The 22,951-nt window shown below is 49.5% G+C and carries 27 protein-coding genes; 18 read left to right on the top strand and 9 right to left on the bottom strand.

All coding sequences use genetic code 11. From position 1 onward, the window contains the following. Positions 1-17: 17 nt before the first annotated feature. From dndB to dndD, 3 genes are all read right to left on the bottom strand, one after another. Entirely contained in the window at positions 18-1,118 is a 1,101-nt protein-coding gene (gene dndB, locus ACZ2GZ_RS11180; protein WP_470295274.1) for a DNA sulfur modification protein DndB, read from the bottom strand. Between the two features lie 156 nt (positions 1,119-1,274). After that, a complete protein-coding gene (locus ACZ2GZ_RS11175; protein ID WP_470295273.1) occupies positions 1,275-1,670 on the bottom strand; it encodes a hypothetical protein in 396 nt (131 codons plus the stop codon). Between the two features lie 4 nt (positions 1,671-1,674). Further along, on the bottom strand, positions 1,675-3,921 hold the full coding sequence (dndD, locus tag ACZ2GZ_RS11170; protein ID WP_470295272.1) for a DNA sulfur modification protein DndD: 2,247 nt from the start codon (positions 3,919-3,921) through the stop codon (positions 1,675-1,677). A 150-nt stretch (positions 3,922-4,071) separates the two neighbouring features. Here dndD and ACZ2GZ_RS11165 point away from each other — a divergent pair, with 150 nt between their 5' ends. Continuing rightward, a complete protein-coding gene (locus ACZ2GZ_RS11165) occupies positions 4,072-4,320 on the top strand; it encodes a hypothetical protein (RefSeq protein WP_470295609.1) in 249 nt (82 codons plus the stop codon). 127 nt (positions 4,321-4,447) lie between these two features. Then, positions 4,448-5,986 carry a hypothetical protein gene (locus ACZ2GZ_RS11160; RefSeq protein ID WP_021066805.1) on the top strand — a complete coding sequence of 513 codons (1,539 nt, stop codon included), beginning with the start codon at positions 4,448-4,450 and terminating at the stop codon, positions 5,984-5,986. Between the two features lie 45 nt (positions 5,987-6,031). On the opposite strand, the gene ACZ2GZ_RS11155 is transcribed toward ACZ2GZ_RS11160, so the two are convergent. The 6 genes from ACZ2GZ_RS11155 to ACZ2GZ_RS11130 form a co-directional block, all read right to left on the bottom strand. Further along, positions 6,032-6,304 (bottom strand): CPCC family cysteine-rich protein, encoded by a 273-nt coding sequence (locus ACZ2GZ_RS11155; protein WP_470295271.1) that lies wholly within the window; start codon positions 6,302-6,304, stop codon positions 6,032-6,034. A gap of 77 nt (positions 6,305-6,381) precedes the next feature. After that, a complete protein-coding gene (locus ACZ2GZ_RS11150; protein WP_470295270.1) occupies positions 6,382-6,738 on the bottom strand; it encodes a DUF1304 domain-containing protein in 357 nt (118 codons plus the stop codon). Between the two features lies 1 nt (position 6,739). Then, positions 6,740-7,033 carry a putative quinol monooxygenase gene (locus ACZ2GZ_RS11145; protein WP_021066808.1) on the bottom strand — a complete coding sequence of 98 codons (294 nt, stop codon included), beginning with the start codon at positions 7,031-7,033 and terminating at the stop codon, positions 6,740-6,742. A 15-nt stretch (positions 7,034-7,048) separates the two neighbouring features. Continuing rightward, the gene (locus tag ACZ2GZ_RS11140; protein ID WP_058763170.1) at positions 7,049-7,687 is read right to left on the bottom strand and encodes a nitroreductase family protein; all 639 of its coding nucleotides are present in this window, start codon (positions 7,685-7,687) and stop codon (positions 7,049-7,051) included. A gap of 23 nt (positions 7,688-7,710) precedes the next feature. Continuing rightward, positions 7,711-8,121: a MarR family winged helix-turn-helix transcriptional regulator gene (locus tag ACZ2GZ_RS11135; RefSeq protein ID WP_470295269.1), complete on the bottom strand. Its 411-nt coding sequence runs from the start codon at positions 8,119-8,121 to the stop codon at positions 7,711-7,713. Positions 8,122-8,242: 121 nt separating this feature from the next. Continuing rightward, positions 8,243-8,995, bottom strand: a complete 753-nt coding sequence (locus ACZ2GZ_RS11130; protein WP_470295268.1) for a hypothetical protein — start codon at positions 8,993-8,995, stop codon at positions 8,243-8,245. 179 nt (positions 8,996-9,174) lie between these two features. Between ACZ2GZ_RS11130 and ACZ2GZ_RS11125 the strand changes: the two genes are divergently transcribed. The 16 genes from ACZ2GZ_RS11125 to mnhG all read left to right on the top strand — a co-directional run bounded on the left by ACZ2GZ_RS11125 (position 9,175) and on the right by mnhG (position 22,915). Then, on the top strand, positions 9,175-9,576 hold the full coding sequence (locus ACZ2GZ_RS11125) for a GntR family transcriptional regulator (protein WP_021066814.1): 402 nt from the start codon (positions 9,175-9,177) through the stop codon (positions 9,574-9,576). Next, positions 9,551-10,432: an ABC transporter ATP-binding protein gene (locus ACZ2GZ_RS11120; protein WP_021066815.1), complete on the top strand. Its 882-nt coding sequence runs from the start codon at positions 9,551-9,553 to the stop codon at positions 10,430-10,432. The genes ACZ2GZ_RS11125 and ACZ2GZ_RS11120 overlap by 26 nt, the downstream gene beginning before the upstream one ends. Then, positions 10,422-11,555, top strand: coding sequence for an ABC transporter permease subunit (locus tag ACZ2GZ_RS11115; RefSeq protein WP_021066816.1), 1,134 nt, complete (start codon positions 10,422-10,424; stop codon positions 11,553-11,555). Before ACZ2GZ_RS11120 ends, ACZ2GZ_RS11115 begins: the two co-directional genes overlap by 11 nt. Positions 11,556-11,566: 11 nt before the next feature. Beyond that, entirely contained in the window at positions 11,567-12,034 is a 468-nt protein-coding gene (locus ACZ2GZ_RS11110) for a DUF4825 domain-containing protein (RefSeq protein WP_029595873.1), read from the top strand. A gap of 137 nt (positions 12,035-12,171) precedes the next feature. Continuing rightward, positions 12,172-13,845, top strand: coding sequence for an AMP-binding protein (locus ACZ2GZ_RS11105; protein WP_470295267.1), 1,674 nt, complete (start codon positions 12,172-12,174; stop codon positions 13,843-13,845). Between the two features lie 80 nt (positions 13,846-13,925). After that, complete coding sequence (locus tag ACZ2GZ_RS11100; protein WP_470295266.1) at positions 13,926-14,504, top strand: TetR/AcrR family transcriptional regulator; 579 nt, start codon at positions 13,926-13,928, stop codon at positions 14,502-14,504. A gap of 80 nt (positions 14,505-14,584) precedes the next feature. Then, the gene (locus tag ACZ2GZ_RS11095) at positions 14,585-15,358 is read left to right on the top strand and encodes an electron transfer flavoprotein subunit beta/FixA family protein (RefSeq protein WP_021066820.1); all 774 of its coding nucleotides are present in this window, start codon (positions 14,585-14,587) and stop codon (positions 15,356-15,358) included. A gap of 13 nt (positions 15,359-15,371) precedes the next feature. After that, positions 15,372-16,337 (top strand): electron transfer flavoprotein subunit alpha/FixB family protein, encoded by a 966-nt coding sequence (locus ACZ2GZ_RS11090; protein ID WP_470295265.1) that lies wholly within the window; start codon positions 15,372-15,374, stop codon positions 16,335-16,337. 107 nt (positions 16,338-16,444) lie between these two features. Continuing rightward, the gene (trxA, locus tag ACZ2GZ_RS11085) at positions 16,445-16,759 is read left to right on the top strand and encodes a thioredoxin (RefSeq protein WP_021066822.1); all 315 of its coding nucleotides are present in this window, start codon (positions 16,445-16,447) and stop codon (positions 16,757-16,759) included. Positions 16,760-17,132: 373 nt separating this feature from the next. After that, entirely contained in the window at positions 17,133-19,562 is a 2,430-nt protein-coding gene (locus ACZ2GZ_RS11080) for a Na+/H+ antiporter subunit A (RefSeq protein WP_214713964.1), read from the top strand. Continuing rightward, on the top strand, positions 19,546-19,983 hold the full coding sequence (locus tag ACZ2GZ_RS11075) for a Na(+)/H(+) antiporter subunit B (RefSeq protein WP_021066824.1): 438 nt from the start codon (positions 19,546-19,548) through the stop codon (positions 19,981-19,983). The genes ACZ2GZ_RS11080 and ACZ2GZ_RS11075 overlap by 17 nt, the downstream gene beginning before the upstream one ends. Beyond that, positions 19,983-20,324, top strand: a complete 342-nt coding sequence (locus tag ACZ2GZ_RS11070; RefSeq protein ID WP_021066825.1) for a Na(+)/H(+) antiporter subunit C — start codon at positions 19,983-19,985, stop codon at positions 20,322-20,324. The genes ACZ2GZ_RS11075 and ACZ2GZ_RS11070 overlap by 1 nt, the downstream gene beginning before the upstream one ends. Then, the gene (locus ACZ2GZ_RS11065; RefSeq protein ID WP_470295264.1) at positions 20,317-21,801 is read left to right on the top strand and encodes a Na+/H+ antiporter subunit D; all 1,485 of its coding nucleotides are present in this window, start codon (positions 20,317-20,319) and stop codon (positions 21,799-21,801) included. Before ACZ2GZ_RS11070 ends, ACZ2GZ_RS11065 begins: the two co-directional genes overlap by 8 nt. A gap of 7 nt (positions 21,802-21,808) precedes the next feature. Further along, a complete protein-coding gene (locus tag ACZ2GZ_RS11060) occupies positions 21,809-22,288 on the top strand; it encodes a Na+/H+ antiporter subunit E (protein WP_058763184.1) in 480 nt (159 codons plus the stop codon). Continuing rightward, positions 22,288-22,578 (top strand): Na(+)/H(+) antiporter subunit F1, encoded by a 291-nt coding sequence (locus ACZ2GZ_RS11055; protein WP_021066828.1) that lies wholly within the window; start codon positions 22,288-22,290, stop codon positions 22,576-22,578. The genes ACZ2GZ_RS11060 and ACZ2GZ_RS11055 overlap by 1 nt, the downstream gene beginning before the upstream one ends. Continuing rightward, positions 22,556-22,915, top strand: a complete 360-nt coding sequence (gene mnhG, locus ACZ2GZ_RS11050) for a monovalent cation/H(+) antiporter subunit G (protein ID WP_031200113.1) — start codon at positions 22,556-22,558, stop codon at positions 22,913-22,915. Before ACZ2GZ_RS11055 ends, mnhG begins: the two co-directional genes overlap by 23 nt. Positions 22,916-22,951: the final 36 nt, after the last annotated feature.

Raw genomic sequence — 22,951 nt, 5'->3', positions numbered from 1 at the left:
CTCTCGTGCCAAAACAGTTATATAACGTTCATGCTGGATTTTTGTTGGTCGAAGTCTTTTTCTTCTTTAGTAAGTTCGATGCCAAGTAAAGATTTGATGCGAATGGCAGTTAAACGAATCGTATAGTTATTTTTTAAAATTCGTCCGTTTTCGTTAAAGGCACGGCCTTTCCAGTCTTTCTCATTCGACCGACTCCAGTCAATATCTTTGAATTTTGAAAGATAAATAGTCCAAGTGTCAGGTTTTTGCTCAATCAATGCACGAGCTACTTCTGCGGCCGCCTCGATGAATAGACCTTGCCCGGCAATTGAAATCATGCGAAGATCACGGGGAGAGATTTCTTTATTGAATACCTGCTCCCATTCATGAATACTATTGCATAGAGTCATCCAAAACGTTTTAATGTTCAATGCGTCTTCTTCAGTTAAAAGCGCACCTTTTTTCTTATTGATTAAACGCTTATTCGCATTGTAAATATGATTCAAGGCCAATAGTTTTGGCGAGTTTTTAGAAAGCGAAGTCTTTTCCATTTCTGTATAGCGCTTTAAAAGCGGGATCTCTTCGACAAGTTCCTTTGTCAAAAGTGACAATTGATCCCGGTGATCGTATAAAATCCCAATCGAAGATGTAGTGTTCACGGCATGACGGTTCAAATCCGAGAATATCTGTTGAGAACGCTCTAATCCTTCGTCATGGAAAAAGACGACCGAAATCGTTTCATTTCCTAATTCAGGCATAATCTTAAGTGCTTCTTCAATGGCGGCTCGTCGATGTTGGCCATCATTGATTAAAAAGCGTGAGTCTAGAGCGATGGCGAGTTTTCCTAAGTCCTTAAAATTCGGTTCGTCTGAAAATGGGGTAAATTGAATCTCACCATCAATCGATGCCGTCAAAGAAGAAAAGACATAATCCTTTGATTGATCTACAATATAATTTGTAATTTCAGGAACTCGAGATTTATTCAATATACGTTGTGAGCGGTATTGTGGAGGAACTTCTTCCTCGTCAAAAAGAAAGATTTTTGGAATTAATTTAAGAGGGCACATCACCACGAAATATTCTTTTTCGGCTTGATGGCCTCGCAAAGCAGGGAAGTTATAACTGAAATTAGGATCCATATCCAATCTCCTTTAAAATAAATTACGTACGTAATTTAAAGAAAGTACAATGTTTTATTAGGTAAAGTTTATCATATGCTTCTTTTCAAAAATAGCGAACAGCTCAATAAAATTAGAAATTTTCGCAAGAAAAATCTCAGCGATAATTCGCTGAGATCATGCAGACAGTAGTTTGATTAAAAACTCTTCTTCAAATAGGGCATCATCTGATTCAAGTAAGGATGAAATATGTGCTACTCCTAATTCGATAAATCGTTTCATATAATCACGGATGATTTTTTCATCTTCTACCTCTTCTTGTAACTCATTGATGATGAGATGTTTGGCAAGCAGGTAGTCGTTACCGTTGATGATTGACCCCATATCCCATGCACCAGAACTTAGTTCAGAAGGGAGCTCGGATGTGACAGAGTAGTTTTCGATTCCATGCATCAAACTGAGCTTAACGACAAACGGTCTCGGCTCCTTCGGTACATAGTGCTCCAAGTGGCCGATGATGGTATCAATTCTGTCTTTACTTAATTGTGATAGCTTAATTCCTTTTGAGTCCATGGTTTTATCCTTTCACTAGTTCGAAGTAACCTTCGCGAATCAATGTATATTTCTCTTTTTGGTTATAGTCCAACATGATTTGCTTAGACGTGTATTCTTTCATCAGTTCCACGTACTCAGGTGTGATTTCCGTATCTGTCGACAAGATCACAACTTGTTTACTGAGATGCTTGTAAAAATGTTCTACTAAGTTTTTACGGTGATAGCTGTCCAAGCGACCGAGCGGGGTGTCGATGATCATCGGCAAATCCAAATCGGCTGCTTTGATCATTCCCCAAATAAATGCAGATGAGATGATTTGCATCTCGCCCGCTGAACGTTCCTCGACTGAAATTTCAGCGCCGCGTTCATTCTCGATTCGAATAATCATCTTATGACGATCGACGAAGGCACGACCGAACTCATCTTGTTTTCTCATAAGCCTATTCAGCATGTCGTCGAATTGGCTGCTGATTACATCGATTTTCCAGCCTAAAACTTTTTCTGCATATTCATCGATGGCCTCTTTGATCTTACGATACATATCTACATCGTTTACTAACTCATCGGCGTTTAAGGCAGTGGATTTGGTTCCTTTTAACTTGGCTTCCAATGAACGAATCTCTTGGACGCACTCTTGTTCTTTCTTCTTGATATTCATATGAATGCTTTTCGTTCTTCCGAGCACTTCCGTGATTTCTTGAATTTTTTTATCTTCTTCATCGACACTAATTGCCGATGGGGCCAAATCAATTTTTTGTTGTAACGACTCAATTGAATGCTTAATGTTGTTTGCCTTCTTAATCAAGTCAACAATTTGTTGCTTAACAGAAGAAGCGTTAACACCCATGATAAATCTGCGGTCATTTGGTGACAGGTCGTGCCAAGTTTGTTGAGTCTCTGATGAAGTCGAAGCCTTATAGTTCTCTTTTGACAACCAAATTGCTTTTCCGATTTCATCTACTTGGTGTAATTGCTCTTCAGTCAAAGGCGGATCGATTGGCTCCGAAAGAAGTTTCGACATGAATTGATGATAAGGCGTCAAAATTTGTTCAACTCTTTGCTGATCAGTAACATATTGTTGTTCCAAATTTAAGCGTTTTTTTAAAGCATCAATCTTTGTAGGGGCAAAAGACGGAATTCCTTGCTCACCAAACAGTTTGGAGATTTGCTCCATAATTTGAGTATGCTGAGCTGTCAATGAACTCATGGTTGAGATGAATTTTTCTCGTGATTCGTTGTTTTGCATCAGCTTCTCATTGCGAAGCTTTTTGAATTGATCAAGTTGTTTATTATATGTGGAAACGCGCCCTTCGGCTTTGGTTCTTTTTTCCGTCAGTTCACTTAATTGGTCTTTTAATTCAGAGATTTTTCTGTTGAATTTTAATAACTCAGTGCTCTTTTGAGCAGTGGCTAGTTCATTGACTTTTCGTGAATAGATTTTGTCTAAATCGCCTTTAAGTTCATTAAAGTATGACATGCCGTTCATCCGTCGGATTGTTGCTTTAAAGTCTGCTGAATTACGAGACGAAATAATTCGTCGAATCTCTTCACCATCAAAAATCAAAAATTGCGACGCTTCAAATGGAATCAATTTGTCGATGGTGCGGTTGAAGTCGTCAACATTATGCGACCCGATTTGTTCGTTCCGTTTAGGACGAGCCGCGCCAATGGTGCGTTTGCTGAACGTCTTGCTTTCAGAGACAACCTGTTTCTTACTATTGTATTGCCACACGACTTTTATTTCATAGTGGTGACCATCCCCAGGCTCGAAGACTAGAGAGGCACTAGCTTCACGTCCACCTTGTTCGAAGAATGAATTATTTATGGTGTTCGTGAACTGTTGTTGAAACTCAGCATCAGTCATGCCCCGCTTACCGTATAATAAGTAGCGAACGGCCTTCAAAATCGTTGTTTTCCCGGCACCGTTCAAGCCACCGATGAGAATTATGTTTTTATTGTCTGAATGTGTATCGAAATTAATTGTTTGTGAATTTAAGTATGTTTTGTAATTATTTAATTGAATGCGCACTAATTTCAATCCGGTTCTTCTGCTTGATGAAGCCGAGTGGGTTAAAGAATCCCCTTTTTTGATTAAATATTTAAGTTCTTCTTCCAACTCTTTTTGGCGTTTAGTAGGGGATATTGCTTCACCGTAATAATTAGCCTTTGAAGTAGTGAGAACGTTTTGAAGTAGGTTAGGAGATAGTTGGTGATTGGCAGAAACTTCTTTTAGAATGTCTTGCTCATTCTCATAAATCTTGTGATTCATAGTAAAATCCTTTCTAGAAAATAATATGTTGAGACTATATTGTTATTATAAAGGAAAATAACTTAAAAACCTGTAACTTTTTTAGAAGAGGTTTGGATAAATAAACCATGTAGTAATACATACATAAAAGGGGAGATTACATTGAAAAAAATGTTACTTCGCAAAATCCAATTCGCCCTCCAGCATCACGGTGGGACGGCGTCATTGAAAGAAATCAACGAATATATCGAGCGGTCGTACTTTCAACTCGAGCTCGATCGGTATAAAGATTGGAAGGCTCACGTCAATAAACAGATTCGGGCCCATTCGAGCGATTCGGCCAGCTTCAATGGCAAAGACGACTTGTTTTATTCCACGGGAAATAAAGGTGTTTGGGGCCTTCGCCAACCGAATAAGTAACCGAAAGCGAAACCATTTCAGTTGGTTCCGCTTTCAATGTTTACAATACGTCACACCCCCTTGTCACAGAATGTTCAATCCTGTAAACTTCGAAACAGTGTGAAAAAAATGTATAAGGGGTTTATCCATGGAAATCGTTCAGCAATTATCGCAAGTACAATTACTCAACCAATTCTGGTTGCTTATGGCCTTCGTCATCCCGATGGTCATTTTATCGCGAATGGTCGTGGCCGGTTCACGGTTCTCACCAATCCTCGTCATCGTCATCTTCGGTCTCGGACTTGGCTTCGCTATGGTCGAGATGGGCATCGCGACACCGGGTCTCCCTGAGTTCCCGCTCGTCGACTTTATGTCACGGACGACGATCATCGCGCTCGTCGTATCGTTCTTCGTCGGTGGACAAGAACTTCGTAAAATCTTAAGCAAGCAAGAGCTCGACATGAAAGACATCGTCGTGCCATCTAAAGAAGAGATGTTCCTTGGGACAGGGCGGACACAGTTCATCTTCATCCTCCGTTCATTCTTCTTGCTCGTCGGTCTCGAAGGGTTCTTCCGCATGATGATTCAACCGGGCGCGGCAGAGGGCATCATGCTCTACTATCCGATCCTCGCGTTGATCGGTCTCGCGGCATCGTTCCTCTTGATCGACCACAAGGCGCAAATCGACGACAAGAAGGTATACATGCGTAAAGGCGTCATCGAGACAGTCTTAATGCTCGTCATCTTGTTCGTGTCGTACGGCATCGCCGTGGCGGTTCAACCGATTATCGCGCTTCCGCAAATCTTCTTCGCCATGTTGCTCTCGTCAGCACTCGGTGCCATCTTCCACAACTGGACGTATGGACCGACCGTCCGTGCGCTTCTGTTCGCCGGGATCCCGGTCGTCTTGGCCGCCAATTTCATGGTCGGTGGTTCACGGATCGGTGATGCGTTCGCCATCGAAGGCATGAACTCGATTCTCGTGTACGGTTTCTTCGGTCAATTGTTCTGGATGTTCGGTGGGATTGCGCTCCTCATGTGGTTCGCCCGCACAGGACACATCCGCAACCTCGCACCAGGGATGGCCGGTTCGCTCTCGCACAGTGGTCTCACAGGCGCATGTACGGCCGGTGACTTCGGTCAAGTGGCAGCCAAACGGGCCCCGATCATGATCAACATCCCGTTCTTCGGTCACATCTTCGTGTTCTCGATTTTGGCAGTCAGTGCCGACAACGGGGCTCTCTGGATTTGGCCGACGGCAATCATCGTCTTGGTCGGTCTCACGTTAACGGCACTCTCGCTCAAAAACTTGCGCGGTGCCAACGGAGAAGACTTTAAAGAAGTGAAAGCGCTCATGCAGTTCTCGTTCGGTTGGCAGATGATGGCGGTCTTCGGTGGACTCGTCATCCTCAGCTTCAGTACGATCGCGTTCGACTACACGACGATGGCTCAATCGTCAGCCATCTCGCACTTTGGTCTTTTCGCAGCCGTCCAAGGTGGCATGTTCGGGACGGAAGCATCGCTTCTCATCCCGCTTATCTTCTCAATGCCGTTCCTCGTCCACCCGATCGTATTCTACATGTTCGGGAAGGCGCTCGACAACAACGGTGAAATGCCACGCGTACCGGTTTACGCCATGGCACTCATCGGTGTCGTCGGAGTCTCGTTCGCGATTCTCGGCGTATAACAAAACAGCCGCTTCTACCAATACGTAGAAGCGGTTTTTGTATGCTTAGGTTTCTGCTAGTGGTCGCCACTTCGGGTCTTTGATGTCGAGGTCGGTTGGCGTACGGACAGAATCGCTAAAAAGCAGCTCACTTACTCCGAAGCGGATGTAGTTCTGCTGCGCTTGTCGGAGCGACACGGTGTTAGCGCCACCTTCGTAGTCTGGGTCTCTGAACTGGACCCCGTCGTCTTCCCAGAAACAGATGCCGCAAATGTCATACGTGCCGGGTGGTTCTTCGTTAAGTGTTTGATAGCCGCAACAAGGACATGTGTATGTCATCGAACATCACCTCACTTTTCAGTATAGCGCACGCCGCCTACAAAAAAACGGCCGACACGAAGTCGACCGCTTTCAGCTCACCACAACATGGACAATAGCGTCAAAATCGCCAATCCGCCTTGCGTGAGGATGATTTTTTTATTGCTCGTGATACTGCCGTACAACGCGACGAGCACGATATAGATGAGGAGCATCGTGACAATCTCGATTGACTGGCTGACGAACAGACCGTACAGCAAGCCGACGCCAATTAATCCGTTATAGACGCCTTGATTCTTGAACAGCACCGATACGGAGTCACGCGCGAGCTCTTGCTCCGTCATGTTGAAGACACGCGCCGTCGTGTTCGAACGAGTGGCGAACGTCTCTAAATACAGGATGTAGAAGAACTCGAGTGCGACGAGCGTTCCGAGGACGAGGGTGAGTCCGGACATGTTAGTTGGCCGTCGCGACTTCCGTCACATGGAGCACCGGCTTCGCCGTCACGTAATTGCCTACGTTTTGGGCGAACGCGATGAGGTCCGGGTTTTGGTTGTGTTGTTCGACGGCCGCTTGATCGGCCCAGTTCTCGATCATGACGAAGCGGTTCTCCGATGTCGTCGATTGGAACAGCTCATAGCTCAAGCAACCGGCTTCTTGTTTCGACGAGTCGATGAGCTTGTTGATGTCTGCCAAGAAGTTGTCAAATTCCGTTTCTTTCACGTCGAAAATAGCATTGATTAAGATCATGTGGGTGTCCTCCGATTATTTGAATGATGTGATTTTTTCAGCGTCGAGACGTACCGATTGGTAGCCTTCTTCTGCAGCTTTACCGACCGAGAGAATCATGACCGGCACGTAACGATCTTTATCTAAACCGAACGCTTCCGCGAGTTGGTCTTTCTCGAAACCACCGATTGGGTTCGTGTCGTAACCGTGAGCACGAGCGACGAGCATAAATTGCATCGCTGCGAGACTCGAGTCGATTTTGACGATGTCGTTCATCTCTTGTGTCGACAAGTTCTTGTAGTACGGAAGGATGGCGCCGAGCTGTTGGTCGCGTACTTCTTGTGGCATTTTGCCTTCTGCGACAGCTTGGTCATAAATCTCTTCACCGAGCTCGTAGCATTCCATGTCGCCGAAGATGAGGACCATCGCAGCCGACGTGTCGTTTTGACGGACGTTGAAGCGGATGAGCGGCTTGAGCGTCTCTTTCGCCTCAGGGCTCTCGACGACGACGAAGCGCCACGGTTGCATATTGACTGAAGAAGGGGCCGTTGTCGCTTCCTCGATCATTTGAAGCATTTCAAGTTGTGAGATTTTAACGTTCTCGTCGTAGACGCGGATCGATTTACGACCGAGCATCACGTCAGTGAATGTGTTGTTTTCGAATGTAGTTGCCATGGATATTACCTCTTTCTCTCTTGTTATAGTTGGTTAAGCTTTTGCAGCAGACTCGACAGCTGATTGATCTCTGACTCGGACAGCACTTTCGTGATTAAGTGTTTGCCGCGGTCGTGGTCTTGTTCACAACTCGTCAAGTCATGCTTGGCTTCGTCGGTCAAATGGACGAACACTTCACGATGGTTCGCGGTGTTCCGTTCTCGTCGGACGTAGCCTTTTTCTTCAAGGATCTTCAAATGGCGGGTGATGGCCGCATTGTCGATTTTCATCGCCTGCTGAATTTCGCTTTGCGAACAGACGCCCTTGTCATGCACAATCATGAGCATCTCATAGCGGGTCAGGCTGAAGCCCGTCTCTTTCTCGAACGAGGTTGCGACGCGTTGGTCCGCCACTTTGATTTGGTACAGCAGTCGGCTGATATCTCGTAATTCCATCTGTGGTGTCTCACCCCTCTCATTTGATAAGTCAATTGTTGACTCGTCAAATGTAAAACATTCACGACGTGCTGTAAAGGAGAATACTCACAAAAAAACCATTCGCTTTTGCGAATGGTGATCAGTCTTCATATTTGGTGCCATCGAAGTGGTAGTCATGGATGAACGTCGTCTCGTCAAAGCCATACAGTCGATCGTGTCGATTCAAGTCCTCAATCGTCTGAATTTCATGCATCGCCGGTTCTCCCGGTAAGGAATCGCGGGCGACGTTCAAATACCGCTCGGTGAAGTCGTCATCCTCATACGGTGTCCCGTCGAACGAGAAGTGAATCGAGTAGACGTCGTCCTCCAAAGCACGAATCACGTCGAGCATCCGTTGTTTCTGCGAATCGGTATTGGCCCAGTCCTCATGGAACATGACCGACACGTCCAAGAACTCTTTCGACTCGACGTCGAAGACGGACGTCGGGGTAGGGCGTACGGTCGTCGCAACCCCCTCATCCACACCGGTCGGCACACTCGCGCGGACCGTCTCTGCCTCCGTCAACAAGTCGAGTTGCTCGAGTCGCTCCTTGAACGTGTCTTCGGCCTCTTGTTGCCAGACATGTTCGAGCACGTTGTCATGGATTGTTTGATCAGACCGATACGTCTCGGCCCAGTAGTCACCTTCGAGTATCGGATCAGTCAGCGTGAACTCGGCCGCATAGCCGCCCATCTTCCAGTCACGCTTGAGCGTGACCTCGACGTCCTCTCCATATGTATCTTCAATATAGGATGCGTATCGTTCTTCCTCATCTTGTTTTGCATACGTCGACCATGTCGTGCCAAGCGCGGTCACGGCGACAGCGGTCGCGACTAACCATCGTTTTCTCATTTTTGATTCACCTCTCTACCAATGTACCTGAAATGGAAGTGTCCTACCTCGGTCCAAAGTCGTATTCAATTTATTACCAAATACCTGTAAACTGAAAGTGCCCTTGAAGAACTAATATCTTTACGTGTACTAATACATATAATACACTTAAGTTACGTACACAAGAAAGGGTGTGACCCATGTTATATAAAATTGATATGAAGAGCGCGGAACCGCTGTATGAACAAATCGTTAACCAGACGAAAGCGCTCGTCATCCGTGGCATTTTACGTCCAGGGGATAAAGTCATGTCGGTGCGTGAACTCGCGACCGACCTCGTCATCAATCCGAACACGGTCAGCAAGGCGTATCAGGAACTCGAACGGCTCGGCTTGCTCGAGATGCATCGCGGACGCGGGACGTTCGTGTCCGAGGACTGGATTGACCAAGACTCGCCGCGCGCGCCGATCCTTGAAGCAATCAAGAAACTCGCCATCGATTGCCATTATGCCAATATTGAGCTCACCGAAGCGCTGACGCTATTTGAGACAGAGTATAAGAAAGTAGGGGAGAACCATGCTGACAGTACAGCAACTGAGTAAGACGATCGATCGCCAGCAAGTGTTAGAAGATATCGACTTCACGGTCGACTCCGGTGAAATCATCGCGCTCGTCGGACGGAACGGGGCCGGCAAAACGACGTTGCTCCGGACGATGGTCGGTATCATTCGACCGGATAAAGGTGATGTCCGTTACGGACCGTCGAGCATCTTTGAGAAGGCGGAGTTGAAGCGTGACGTCATCTTTGTCCCGGATTCGGCCGACGCCCTCAAACATTATACGATTAACGAGGCGGCAGCGCTCTACGAATCGATTTACCCATCGTTCAACCGATCGATTTTCAGAGAGACGCTCACTCGCTATAACATCGACAACAAGAAGATTCGCCAGCTCTCGAAAGGGCAGAAGGCGATGGTGACGCTCTCGCTCGCGTTCGCCGTCCAAGCGAAATATTATCTGCTCGATGAACCGACGGACGGACTCGACGTCGTCGCCAAGTCGGACGTTTTGAAGCTGATGATCGCCCAAGTCGAGGCACGGAACTGTTCCATCATCGTCTCGAGTCACCAGTTACATGAGCTCGAACGAATCGCCGACCGCATCATCATGATCGAGAAGGGCCGCGTCAAGGCGATCATGTCGCTCGAGGAGGCGCGCGAGACGAGCGTCAAACTGCAAGTCGTCTTCAACGACCAAGTACCGGTCGAACTGCTCGAGCGCAAGGACATCGAAATCATCAATGTGACCGGACGCGTCGCCTTGTTCATGGCGAAAGAACGGACGAAAGAGCTCGATACGTTCGTCGATGCGCACGACCCGATGCTCGTCGAAGAAATCCCGATGTCGCTCGAAGACATCTTCCGGGTCCAATTAGGAGGTGAGGCAAGTGTCTTTTAAAGTCCTATTAAAGAAAGATTGGAAACAAGTCTCGATTTTGTGGATGTTGCTGGTTTTTCTCGGAGTGATTGCGTTCACGGTACCAGTTTGGTCACAAATGCAATACTTTGACCAGGAACTTCGTAACATTCAAGAAAATCCAGATGAATATGCCGATTGGATCGATGGGGATTCGTCTGATTTGTCCGTCCAAGACTTTTTTAATGAAAATAATGGAACAGGCTATTGGATTGGTGACTTACAATCGCTCATACCGATGGGTGGGGTATTGTTTTTATTCGTTATTTTTGGTGCTCTCATGGCATCCGTCTTGATTGGAGCAGAACGGAACAGTCAAATGTCCGATTTCACGATGTCTCTCCCGTTCACAAGGAATCAGCTTTACATATCGAAATGGTTAATTGGAACGGTAGGAATTATTGTATCGTCTGTGCTCGGTGGTACGCTCATGATAATGATGATTCGCTTCTCGGACTACGCGTTTTTAATGGAAGGAAGCACGAATCGAGTCATCGCGCTTGTCGTTCTTTTGATGCTTAGTGGTATCTCTTTCTTCTCAGCTGCTCTATGGATGGGATCGTTCGGAGGAGAATCGATTTCACAGGTGATTTGGACATTCATTGCGTTAGTCTTCCCAATTGGTTTGATTGCGCTCGTGCAAGGATCTGTCTATGCGTTTTCACAACAGTATGATTCGAGGTATGCATTCTTCGACGATTTGTTCCAGAGTACGTTTTTACGTGTTTTGTCGCCATTCTCTAACTTGGCAAACGTAGACATGTATCAATACTTTACTAACCAAGCTGAATGGCAGAAATTCTTAGCAATTGCGCCATGGAGCGCACTAGCTTTCATCGCATTATCATTCGGACTCGGCCTTTGGATGTTCAACCGAGCACCTCAAGAAAACAACGGACGATTTTTTATGTTTTCGAAATGGCTATGGCTGATCCACATCATCATGGTTCTCTGTTTCGCCATGTTAGGAGGAATCGTTCTCTCAGCATTCTCGATGCAGTCAGGTTTTGCACTATACATCGTTGGCTTCCTGATTGGCGGCTTCATCGCCCACTTGCTCGCCAAACGGTTGCTTTACCGCTTTAACTTGAAACTAAAATCGTAAGGAGGATTCTCATGAAACGGCTCAGTCTGCTCGTCGCCTTGCTCGTCATGCTCGCGGGATGCGGGGATACCCATCGACCGAACGCCTTCCAATACAAAGATTCATACGTCGGGGACAACAGCGCCGTCTCGGGCATCGCCCAGACGTTGCCGATGCATGACTGCTACAAGTCGATCGAGCTACAGACGTCGAAGCGGCCGTACGGCTTGACGGTGCGCTATAGCGACCCGGAAATCGAGCGCATCGAGCAAGAACGGTTGGCAATCCGCAACGCGGCGACGTATTTCACGCTCGTCCAAAACGCGGAAATCGTTCGCTTCGCCTTCCCGAACCGGACGTACGCATTCTCACGCCCGGAGATGGAGGCGTGGCTCGACATCGACTTCTCGACGATCAAGTGGGAAAAAGAGTTGAAGGACCGCTTGGACGAGAAAATCAGCAACGAAGAACAGACGGAAGCCTATTTCAAGAGAATCTGAACGTGTGCGGAAACTTTCATCCGCACACGTTTTTTCGATATTTTCTGAAAATTATCGGGTAAAGGGTAGATGAAAGCGTTTTCTTGGCATTATAATAGAGTTAACTGAATGACTATTCATTCCAAGGAGGAAAAGCGATGAACAAACCGTGGTTGCAAGATTATCCAGCTGACATGCCGAAAACGATTGACTATGAGGTGAAGCCGCTCTATGATGCGCTATCCCGAGCCGCGACCGATTTCCCGAACAAGACCGCCATCTCATTCATCGGCAAAGAGTTGACGTTCGCCGAAGTCGACGATGCGGCGAAACGGTTGGCGACGATGCTTCAATCGAAAGGGCTGCAAAAAGGGGACCGTGTCAGTCTGATGCTACCGAACTGTCCGCAGTTCGTCATTTCGTTCTATGCGGTCCTGTACGCCGGCGGTACGGTCGTCCAGACGAATCCGCTCTACACGGAGCATGAGCTCGAGAACTTGATCACGGACTCCGGTGCGAGCATCATCGTCACGCTCGACCTCCTGTATCCAAAATCACTTCGTGTGAAGCAGAAGACGGACGTCAAAATGATTATCACGACGAGTATCGCCGACTATCTACCGTTCCCGAAAAATAAGCTGTATCCCATCAAAGTGAAGCGCGAGAACAATATCGTCATCGATACGACAGGTTCGGTCGCGTTCAAGGACTATAAACAGTTCGATCCAATCACGCCGGTCACAGTCGACCCGAAAGAAGACGTCGCGGTGCTGCAGTATACGGGCGGGACGACAGGTCTGCCAAAAGGCGTCATGTTGACCCACTTTAACTTGACGGCGAACGTCGACCAGATTTCGAACTTCTTCTATAGATATAATCGCGGCGACGAGAAACGCGTCTTATGCGTCGTGCCGTTCTTCCACATTTACGGGATGTCGTGCTGCCTGAACTTCGGGATGGCGAACGGATATGAGCTTGTCCTCGTGCCACGCTTCGACGTCACCGACGTCTTGAAGACGATCAATAAGAAGAAACCACACTTCTTCCCGGGCGCCCCGACGATGTACGTCGGTATCCTCAATGACCCGAAACTGAAGAAATACGACTTGTCGTCAATCGAGGCGTGTATCTCGGGATCGGCCCCGCTGCCGGTCGAAGTGCAGGAGCAGTTCGAGAGTATCACGGGCGGACGCATCGTCGAAGGCTACGGCTTGTCGGAGACGTCACCGGTCACGCATGCGAACTTCTTATGGGATAAACGGATTGTCGGCTCGATTGGGGTGCCGTTGTCTGACACTTCTGCTAAAATTGTAAAGGCAGATGGAGAGACGCTGGCTGATATCGGCGAGATCGGGGAAATCATGCTGCACGGTCCGCAAGTCATGAAAGGGTACTGGCAGAAGCCAGAAGAGACGGCAGCCGTCTTGAAGGACGGATGGCTCGCGACCGGTGACCTCGGCTATATGGGCGAGGACGGGTTCTTCTATATCGTCGACCGCAAGAAAGACATGATTATCGCCGGAGGCTTCAACGTCTATCCGCGTGAGATCGAAGAAGTGCTATACGAACATCTGGCCGTCAAGGAAGCGGTCTGTATCGGCGTACCGGACCCGTATCGCGGTGAGACGGTCAAGGCGTTCATCGTGACGCGTGACGGCGCCAGCGTGACGGAAGAAGAGCTCGACAAGCACTGTCGCGAGAAGCTCGCAGCGTATAAAGTACCGAAGCTGTATGAGTTCCGGGAAGAGTTGCCGAAGACGTTCGTCGGTAAGATTTTACGTCGCGTCCTCGTCGACGAAGAGAAGGCGAAACAAGTGAAACAAAGCAGTTGACACAAGCGTGTCACATGATAGAATAATAAATGAATGAACCATCATTCATTTTTAAGCGGCGGTAAGGAGCTTGGGTGTTTATGACAAAGAATGGATTAAAAAGTGACCGCATTATCGATGCGGCAGTGAAAGTGATTGCGGATCATGGCTATCACGGTGCAAAGGTGACGGCCATCGCCAAAGAGGCGGGCGTCGCCGACGGAACGATTTATCTGTACTTCAAAAACAAGGAACATCTGTTGATTGAATTGTTCCAGACGAAGATGGGCCTGTTCATCGACTACTCGAAACAACAAATCGAGCGGGAGACGACGGCCGGCGACAAACTGTATCAGTTGATTGAGTCGCACTTGAAGCAACTATCGGCCGATTACGACCTCGCCGTCGTGACGCAAATCGAGCTCCGGCAGTCGAACTTGGCGCTCCGTCAAAAGATTAGCGAAGTGCTCAAACCGTACTTGAACTTAATCGATGCGGTCGTACAACACGGGATCGACACCGGCGAATTCGATCGCGATCTCGACTATCGACTCGCTCGGCAGATGATTTTCGGCACGATCGATGAAGTGGTCACGAGTTGGATGGCGAGCGGCTTCAAGTATGACTTGATGTCGACGCTACCGAAAGTACACCATATGTTAAAAAAAGGGCTTGCTTAACCGTAAGCCCTCTCGCTAGCTCAAAAAATGAACGCTGATTCATGAATGATGGTGCGAACAACTTATAAGGGGGAACTACGATGAATATTTTTGTATTGCTGAAGCGTACGTTCGATACAGAGGAAGCGATTCAGCTCGAGAATGGGGAAATTCAAGAAGACGGCGCTGAGTTCATCATCAACCCGTATGACGAATATGCGGTCGAAGAGGCCATCCGTAAGCGTGACGATCTCGGGGGAGAAGTCACGGTCGTGACGGTCGGACCAGAAGACGCGGACAAAGAACTTCGAACGGCGCTCGCGATGGGAGCGGACAAAGCGGTTCGCATCTCGATCGAGGATGACGTCGAGGACGCAGACCATGTGACGATTTCGAAAGTGCTCGCCACGTACTTGAAAGAGCAAGCGCCAGATCTCATCTTCGCCGGGAACGTCGCCATTGACGGCGGTAGCGGCCAAGTCGCACCACGTGTCGCTGAACTGTTGGACATGAACTACGTGACGACGATCACGAAACTCGATATCGACGGCACGACAGCGACGGTCACACGCGACGTCGAAGGGGACACTGAAGTGATCGAAGTGGCGCTCCCGCTCCTCGTGACAGCGCAGCAAGGATTGAACGAACCGCGTTACCCGAGCCTTCCAGGCATCATGAAGGCGAAGAAGAAGCCACTCGAAGAACTCGAACTGTCGGACATCGACCTCGATGAAGACGAGATCGAAGCGAAAATCGAGACGATCGAACGTTTCTTGCCAGAAGAGAAGAAAGCTGGGCGCATCCTTGAAGGGGATACGTCGTCACAAGTGAGCGAGCTCGTTCAATTACTTCGCACGGAAGCAAAAGTCATTTAAGGGGGACACATAGATGAAAGCTTTAGTACTCGCAGAAGCGCGTGAAGGCGCGTTACGGAACGTATCATTTGAAGCAATCGCTGCAGCGAAGCAATTGACGGACGACGTGACGGCAGTCGTCATCGGGGATGACGTCAAAGCTCTCGCGACGGAACTCGGGGAGTACGGCGCGGGTCGCGTCCTCGTCATCGAAGACGAGCGTCTCAAGCACTACACGCCGGACGGTTATGGGCAAGTGCTCCGCCAAGTCATCGACCAAGAGTCACCGGACATGATCGTGCTCGGTCATACGGCACTCGGGAAAGACATCGCCCCGAAACTCGCGGCGCGTCTTGACGCAGGTCTAATCAGTGACGTCGTCTCAATCGAAGGATCAGGCAAAGACGCCGAGTTCATCCGCCCGATTTATTCAGGGAAGGCGTTCGAGAAAGTGAAATTTAAAGACTCGGTCATGTTCTTCACGATCCGCCCGAACAACATCGACGCACTTCCGCGTACGGCCGGGGCGAGCGCTACGGTCGAGACACCGAGCGTTGAACTGAAAGACCTCGCCATGATCGTCAAAGAAGTCGTTCGCAAGGCGACGGGGAAAGTCGATTTGACGGAAGCGAAAGTCATCGTCGCCGGTGGCCGTGGCGTCAAGAGCGAAGACGGCTTCAAGCCGCTCGAAGAACTCGCTGAACTGCTTGGCGGTGCCGTTGGTGCTTCACGTGGAGCATGTGACGCCGACTATTGCGACTATGCACTTCAAATCGGTCAGACGGGGAAAGTCGTCACGCCGGACTTATATATCGCCTGCGGCATCTCGGGCGCGATTCAACACTTGGCTGGGATGAGCAACGCCAAAGTCATCGTCGCCATCAACAAAGACCCGGAAGCGAACATCTTCAGCGTGGCCGATTACGGCATCGTCGGCGACTTGTTCGACGTCGTCCCACTCTTGACGGAAGAGTTCCGCAAACACCTCGTCAATAGCTGATATGCAGAACGTTTGGGGAAACGTACCCTCCGTGGTATACTCTGAACATGAAATGCATGAGAGTGATTTATTCGGCTCTCACATCTTACTGGGGAGGTATTTACCAAATGGCTATTAAACACGCAACGACTCAAACATTTGAACAAGAAGTAAAAGAGGGCGTCGTCCTCGTCGATTTCTGGGCAGCTTGGTGTGGACCGTGCCGCATGATCGCACCGGTACTCGAAGAGCTTGACCAAGAGATGGGCGACCAAGTCCAAATCGTTAAACTCGACGTTGACGAGAACCCAGAAGTAGCGGGCGCTTTCCAAATTCAAAGTATCCCAACACTTATGATGTTCAAAGACGGACAACCTGTTTCGAAAACAATGGGCTTCCAACCAAAAGAAGCACTCAAAGAGTTTATCGCAACAGCACAATAATCACGTACAGCCGACCGGGCAACTGGTCGGCTGTTTTTTGTTGGGCGTGTTAGGGAAGAAGGAGTTTAGTCGTTTCGCATGGAATATCAACGGTTAAGGTTCGGTACGGATTGAGGGCGAGAATTCGGACAAATCACCACCTGAAAACGCATACATATAGAGTGCGATTGTAATTTTTTTTCGTCGCTTTTTGTCGACTCCCTTCATATTTAACAGTTCGGGAGAAATCGGGGAGGCGTCAAAATACGCGAAGGTTTTATCATGGAAACAGACTGAAAATTTACGCTATACTCATGAAGAAGACGTGATGGCGTCAAATGACCTTAATAATTAAGCCATCGTTTGTAAGACTCTGTTCGAAGGAGGAATTTTCTTGTCGGTGTTACATTTAGCTATCTTATTGCCGCTTCTCGCGGCACCGTTCATCCCGTTCTTGTTCCGGGCGCTGAAGCGAATCCACACGGGTTGGTTCGTCTTAATCGTTCCGGTCGTCCTATTCGTGTACTTCTTCCGCTTCATCGGAATCACGAGCGCGGGAGACGTCGTGACGGAAACGGTCGAATGGATGCCATCCCTCGGCATCAACTTCACGGCCTACGTGGACGGGCTCGGACTATTGTTTGCCCTCCTGATTACAGGGATTGGGGCGCTCGTCGTCCTGTATTCGATTTATTACTTGAATAAAGACAAAGAGTCGCTCGGTCATTTTTATGTGTATCTGCTCTTGTTCATGGGCGCGATGCTCGGTGTCGTCCTCTCGGACAACATGGTCGTCATGTACATGTTCTGGGAACTCACGTCGATTTCGTCGTTCCTATTGATCGGGTACTGGTACGAGAAAGAGCGCTCTCGCTACGGAGCGCGTAAATCGATGCTGATCACCGTGTTCGGTGGTCTGTCGATGCTCGGGGGGATCGTGATTCTCGAGTCGATTGTCGGCTCGTTCAGCATCCGCGACATGGTCGCCAATCAGGCGGTGATTGCGGACAGCCCGTTCTTTATCGCGGCGATGATACTCATCTTGCTCGGAGCCTTCACGAAGTCGGCGCAATTCCCGTTCCACATCTGGTTGCCGGACGCGATGGAAGCGCCGACCCCGGTCAGTGCGTACCTCCACTCGGCGACGATGGTCAAGGCGGGTCTCTATCTCGTCGCGCGGATGAGCCCGGTGTTCCAAGAGTCACCGATTTGGCTATGGACGATTGCCGCAGTCGGGACGTTCACCTTGTTCTGGGGTTCGTTCAACGCGGTCAAACAGACCGATTTGAAAGGGATTCTCGCCTTTTCGACGGTCAGTCAGCTCGGTCTCATCATGTCGCTCCTCGGACTTGGTGCCGCGGCGCTTCATTACGACGGCATGGATGACAACATCTATATGGTCGCGACGATCGCGGCAATCTTCCATTTGATTAACCATGCGACGTTCAAAGGGTCGCTGTTCATGATGGTCGGAATCGTCGACCACGAGACAGGGACGCGTGACATCCGCAAACTCGGCGGTCTTATGACCGTCATGCCGATCACGTTCACAATCGCCGTCATCGGCTCATTGTCGATGGCAGGGTTACCGCCGTTCAACGGCTTCCTCAGTAAAGAGATGTTCTTGAAGGCGACGACGAAAGTGTTCTCGATGGACTTCTTCGCGCTCGATACGATCGGTATCTTGATTCCGGTCGTCGCATTCATCGCGAGTGTGTTCACGTTCATCTACAGTTTGATCATCTTCACACGGACGTTCATGGGCAAAGCCCAGTTCGACAAGTTGCCGAAACAGCCGCACGAGGCACCGATCGGGATGCTCATCCCGCCAGCGATTCTCGCGATTCTCGTCGTCGTGCTCGGTTTCGTGCCGAACGTGTTATCGAACTCGCTCATCAAGCCGGCCGTCGAATCGATTTATCCGACGCTCGTCGCGAGCGGGCAAGAAGTCAAAGTAGACATCTACTTCTGGCACGGATTGACACCGGAGTTGTTCATGACGATTGGCGTCATCTTGCTCGGGACGCTCATGTTCTATACGATCAACAAGTGGATGGGCATCTATAACCGGATTCCACACCGCTTGACGCTCAACGGCATGTATGACGGGACGCTCGTCTGGTCGAACAAGGCGGCGTACCGCTTCAAAGATAACTATATGACGGGCTTCATCCGCTCGTACTTGGTCTACATCTTCTTGTTCTTGTCAGGCATGATGTTGTTCTCGATGTATTGGTTCGATTTGTTCAACTTCTCGTTCGGCGAGATGGAACCTGTCGCACCATATGAATACGTCCTCGGGGCTGTTGTCATCTTGGCATCAATCGCAATTCTGTTCATGCGTTCGCGCCTGCCATCGATCATTCTGCTCGGTGTCGTCGGGTATTCGGTCGCGTTGTTCTTCGTCTTCTTCAATGCACCGGACCTGGCCTTGACGCAGCTCGTCATCGAGACGGTATCGGTCGCGCTGTTCTTGCTCGTCTTCTACCATATGCCAGAGATCAGCAAGAAAGAAGTGCGCGTGAAATTCAAAATCGAGAATGCAATCGTCTCGATAATCGTCGGGGTGACGGTCATGCTCCTCAGCTTCATGGCGCTATCGAACCGTTCCCTGTCGTCAATCTCAGAGTACTATAAAGAAAATGTCTATGATTTAGCAGCCGGGAAAAACATGGTCAACGTTGTCCTTGTCGACTTCCGGGGCTTTGATACGTTGTTCGAGATCGTCGTCCTTGCCATCGCGGCCATCGGGATTTACACGATGATCAAATTCAGAACGACAGAACGTACGAAAGGAGCACGTGAACATGAACCGAAAAAATGATCAAGTCAATGACGTCATCTTACAGACGGCCGCGGTGATCATCTTCTTCATCATCATCGTGTTCTCAATCAATCTCTTCTTCGCCGGGCACTATTCGCCGGGCGGAGGCTTCATCGGTGGTTTGATGACGGCGGCTGCGCTCGTATTGTTGCTCCTTGCCTTTGATTCGAAGACGCTCGCCGACGTGCTTCCGTTCGACTATCGCAAGATGACGGCGCTCGGTCTCGCCATCGCGTTACTGACGTCGCTTCACAGCATCTTCTGGGACCGTCCGTTCCTTACGCATGCGTATGGTAAGTTTGACTTGCCGCTCTTAGGCGAACAGACGCTTCACACGGCGATTGCCTTCGACCTTGGTGTTTACCTTGTGGTCATCGGTGTGACGATGACGATCATTCAAACGATTGGAGAGAGTGAATAATGGAAATCTTCGTTAGCATCATCATCGGTGTCTTGACGATGAGCGCTGTCTATATGATTCTCTCAAAGAGTTTGTTGCGCATCATCATCGGCACCGGTCTGCTCAGTCACGCCGCCCACTTACTCGTCTTGACGATGGGCGGATTAAAAACCGGAGCGGCACCAGTCCTCGTCGACGGGGTGACGGAATATACCGATCCGCTCCCGCAAGCGCTCGTCTTGACGGCCATCGTCATCAGCTTCGGGGTGACCGCGTTCTTCCTAGTGCTCGCGTATCGGGCCTATCAAGAACTAAATACGGATAATATTGAGGAAATGAAAGGAACGGAATCGAATGATTAACTTACCGATCTTTCCGATTGTCATCCCGGCGCTTGCGGCCATCATCCTCCTCTTCGCGCCGAAGCAGATTCGTCTGCAACGCGGAGTGGCACTCGGGGCTTTACTTGTAACGTTCGCAGTGACGGTGCTGCTGATCTTCACCGTGTCACAGGACGGCATCTTGACCGTCAACTTAGGAAACTGGCCGGCACCGTTCGGGATCACGCTCGTCTCGGACATGCTGTCGGCATTGCTCGTCGCCACGTCGACGTTGATCGTCTTCTTCATCGTCTGGTTCGCGACCCATTACTTCTCGGACGCGTATGAGTCGAACTACGTCTATGTCGCGATGCTGTTCCTCCTCGTCGGGGTGAACGGTGCCTTCACGACAGGCGATATCTTCAACTTGTTCGTCTTCTTCGAAGTGTTCCTCATCTCGTCATACGTGTTGATCGTCCTCGGCGGGAAAGGGGTCCAACTTCGCGAGTCAATCAAGTACTTGCTCGTGAACGTCATCGCCTCGGCGTTGTTCGTCATGGCCGTCGCGCTACTTTACGGAACGGTCGGCACGCTCAGCTTGGCTGACCTCGCGCAGAAGATTCCGCTCGTCGAGAATCAATCCGTTCTCGTCGTCATCGGGGTATTGTTCATGATTGTCTTCGGTTTAAAGGGTGCACTCGTACCGTTACACTACTGGCTCCCGGGCTCGTATGTCGTGGCACCGACGCCAATCCTTGCTATGTTCGGGGCGCTTCTGACGAAAGTCGGGGTATACTCGATTTTGCGGACGTACACGCTCTTGTTTGATGGGGGCGGGTCGTTCTTGCAGACGTTCCTCATCGTCTTGGCGGTACTGACCATCCTGATTGGGATGATTGGGGCGATTGCCTATAATGACGTTAAATTGATCATCATCTACAACATCATGATCGCCGTTGGGGTCATCCTATACGGGATTGCGCTCAACACACAGACGTCGCTTGAAGGGGCGCTTTACTACTTGATCCATGATATGTTGATCAAGGCAGCCTTGTTCATGCTCGTCGGACTCATGATCGGCATCACCAAGTCTGGTCAGTTACGCGACATGGGTGGCTTGATTACCCGGTTCCCGCTGTTCGGCTGGACGTTCTTCATCGCCGCCTTGTCGCTCGCCGGGATTCCGCCGCTTAGCGGATTCTTCGGGAAACTGTTAATCGTTCAAGGTGGGGTCGCCGAGGGCAGCCTGTTCGGACCGCTCCTCATCTTGCTGTCGAGTTTGTTCGTCCTCTTCTCCGTCATCAAAATCTTCTTGTACGGATTCTGGGGAGAAGAGAAGCGTGCCTACGACGGTCCGCTCGTTCCGCACATGAAGAAACTCATCGTGCCGACATTCTTGCTCGTCGCCGTCGCCGTAGCTTACGGGTTCGGCGCCGAGGCGATGCATCCGTTCATTACCCAGGCAATTGAACCGCTCGTGCAACCCGAAATCTATATCGATGCCGTGATTAAGGAGTGATTTAGAGATGGCTTACCAACTACTCATCAACTTTTTCCTGGCGTTCATTTGGATGTTCTTCACGGGTACGTTCACGACGAGCGGATTTCTTATCGGCTATTTGCTCGGATTACTCGTCATCTTCATGATGCGCCGCTTCTTCAAGAATACGGATTTCTATTTCATCCGCGTCTTGAAACTGCTTAAACTGTTCTTGATTTTCTGTCGGGAGCTTGTCCTCGCCAACGTCGAGGTGCTCCGGCTCGTCCTCAGCCCGAAACTGAAAATCCAACCAGGCATCTTCCGGTACCATACCGAGCTCGATGCCGGTTGGAAGGTCAGTTGGCTGTCGATGCTCATCACCCTGACACCAGGGACGCTCGTCGTCCAAGTGTCGGACGACAATAAGACGCTATATATCCATGCGCTCCATATGCCGGATAAAGAGTCGCTCAAGCAAGGCATTCACGATAACTTTGAGACGAAGATTAAGGAGGCGACCAGCTAATGTTAGATATTATTATTTACGTGGCGCTCGCCATCCTCGTGCTCGCCATGCTCGGCATGCTGTATCGGGTCGTCAAAGGACCGACGACGGCTGACCGTGTCATTGCGCTCGACTCGATCGGAATCGGCTTGATTTCCGTCGTCTCGCTGTTGTCGATTCTGCTCGACACGACGATGTTTTTCGAAGTCATCCTCTTGCTCGGGATTTTAGCCTTTATCGGAACGGTGGCGTTCTCGAAATTCCTCGAGAAGGGAGAGATCATCCAACATGACCGCAACAATGATTTATGACATTTTGACCGGTGTCTTCACAATCATCGGGGTATTCTTCACCGTCGTCGCGGCCATCGGTCTCATCCGGCTGCCGGACATCTACTCGCGGGCCCATGCGGCCTCGAAGAGCGCGACGCTCGGCGTCATGTTCGTCTTGTTCGCGGCGCTCCTGCACGTCTGGGTCGACCAGCGTATCTTTGACGCACGACTCCTGCTCGGCTTGTTCTTCGTCTTGTTGACGGCTCCGGTCGGCGGACACTTGATTGCTCGGGCAGCTCACGCCCAAGGGGTCAAGCTCTGGGACAAATCGCTCCAGGACGCCTTGCAAGAAGATAAGGATAAAGGAATCGAATGACGAAAGGCTCTTCCATCGCACGATGGAAGAGCCTTT

Source organism: Exiguobacterium sp. KKT215 (assembly GCF_055635335.1).
This window is presented reverse-complemented; position numbering and strand designations above follow the sequence as displayed.

Excerpts from the sequence above, each read along its gene's own strand:
- dndD (WP_470295272.1), bottom strand. The coding sequence starts at position 3,921 with ATGAATCACAAGATTTATGAGAATGAGCAAGACATTCTAAAAGAAGTT.
- ACZ2GZ_RS11155 (WP_470295271.1), bottom strand. The coding sequence starts at position 6,304 with ATGACATACACATGTCCTTGTTGCGGCTATCAAACACTTAACGAAGAA.
- ACZ2GZ_RS11100 (WP_470295266.1), top strand. The coding sequence starts at position 13,926 with ATGACAAAGAATGGATTAAAAAGTGACCGCATTATCGATGCGGCAGTG.
- ACZ2GZ_RS11150 (WP_470295270.1), bottom strand. The coding sequence starts at position 6,738 with ATGTCCGGACTCACCCTCGTCCTCGGAACGCTCGTCGCACTCGAGTTC.
- ACZ2GZ_RS11065 (WP_470295264.1), top strand. The coding sequence starts at position 20,317 with ATGATTAACTTACCGATCTTTCCGATTGTCATCCCGGCGCTTGCGGCC.
- ACZ2GZ_RS11120 (WP_021066815.1), top strand. The coding sequence starts at position 9,551 with ATGCTGACAGTACAGCAACTGAGTAAGACGATCGATCGCCAGCAAGTG.
- ACZ2GZ_RS11070 (WP_021066825.1), top strand. The coding sequence starts at position 19,983 with ATGGAAATCTTCGTTAGCATCATCATCGGTGTCTTGACGATGAGCGCT.
- trxA (WP_021066822.1), top strand. The coding sequence starts at position 16,445 with ATGGCTATTAAACACGCAACGACTCAAACATTTGAACAAGAAGTAAAA.
- ACZ2GZ_RS11105 (WP_470295267.1), top strand. The coding sequence starts at position 12,172 with ATGAACAAACCGTGGTTGCAAGATTATCCAGCTGACATGCCGAAAACG.
- ACZ2GZ_RS11095 (WP_021066820.1), top strand. The coding sequence starts at position 14,585 with ATGAATATTTTTGTATTGCTGAAGCGTACGTTCGATACAGAGGAAGCG.
- ACZ2GZ_RS11165 (WP_470295609.1), top strand. The coding sequence starts at position 4,072 with ATGTTACTTCGCAAAATCCAATTCGCCCTCCAGCATCACGGTGGGACG.
- ACZ2GZ_RS11135 (WP_470295269.1), bottom strand. The coding sequence starts at position 8,121 with ATGGAATTACGAGATATCAGCCGACTGCTGTACCAAATCAAAGTGGCG.
- ACZ2GZ_RS11075 (WP_021066824.1), top strand. The coding sequence starts at position 19,546 with ATGAACCGAAAAAATGATCAAGTCAATGACGTCATCTTACAGACGGCC.
- mnhG (WP_031200113.1), top strand. The coding sequence starts at position 22,556 with ATGACCGCAACAATGATTTATGACATTTTGACCGGTGTCTTCACAATC.
- ACZ2GZ_RS11055 (WP_021066828.1), top strand. The coding sequence starts at position 22,288 with ATGTTAGATATTATTATTTACGTGGCGCTCGCCATCCTCGTGCTCGCC.
- dndB (WP_470295274.1), bottom strand. The coding sequence starts at position 1,118 with ATGGATCCTAATTTCAGTTATAACTTCCCTGCTTTGCGAGGCCATCAA.
- ACZ2GZ_RS11090 (WP_470295265.1), top strand. The coding sequence starts at position 15,372 with ATGAAAGCTTTAGTACTCGCAGAAGCGCGTGAAGGCGCGTTACGGAAC.
- ACZ2GZ_RS11160 (WP_021066805.1), top strand. The coding sequence starts at position 4,448 with ATGGAAATCGTTCAGCAATTATCGCAAGTACAATTACTCAACCAATTC.
- ACZ2GZ_RS11140 (WP_058763170.1), bottom strand. The coding sequence starts at position 7,687 with ATGGCAACTACATTCGAAAACAACACATTCACTGACGTGATGCTCGGT.
- ACZ2GZ_RS11125 (WP_021066814.1), top strand. The coding sequence starts at position 9,175 with ATGTTATATAAAATTGATATGAAGAGCGCGGAACCGCTGTATGAACAA.
- ACZ2GZ_RS11175 (WP_470295273.1), bottom strand. The coding sequence starts at position 1,670 with ATGGACTCAAAAGGAATTAAGCTATCACAATTAAGTAAAGACAGAATT.
- ACZ2GZ_RS11110 (WP_029595873.1), top strand. The coding sequence starts at position 11,567 with ATGAAACGGCTCAGTCTGCTCGTCGCCTTGCTCGTCATGCTCGCGGGA.
- ACZ2GZ_RS11060 (WP_058763184.1), top strand. The coding sequence starts at position 21,809 with ATGGCTTACCAACTACTCATCAACTTTTTCCTGGCGTTCATTTGGATG.
- ACZ2GZ_RS11145 (WP_021066808.1), bottom strand. The coding sequence starts at position 7,033 with ATGATCTTAATCAATGCTATTTTCGACGTGAAAGAAACGGAATTTGAC.
- ACZ2GZ_RS11130 (WP_470295268.1), bottom strand. The coding sequence starts at position 8,995 with ATGAGAAAACGATGGTTAGTCGCGACCGCTGTCGCCGTGACCGCGCTT.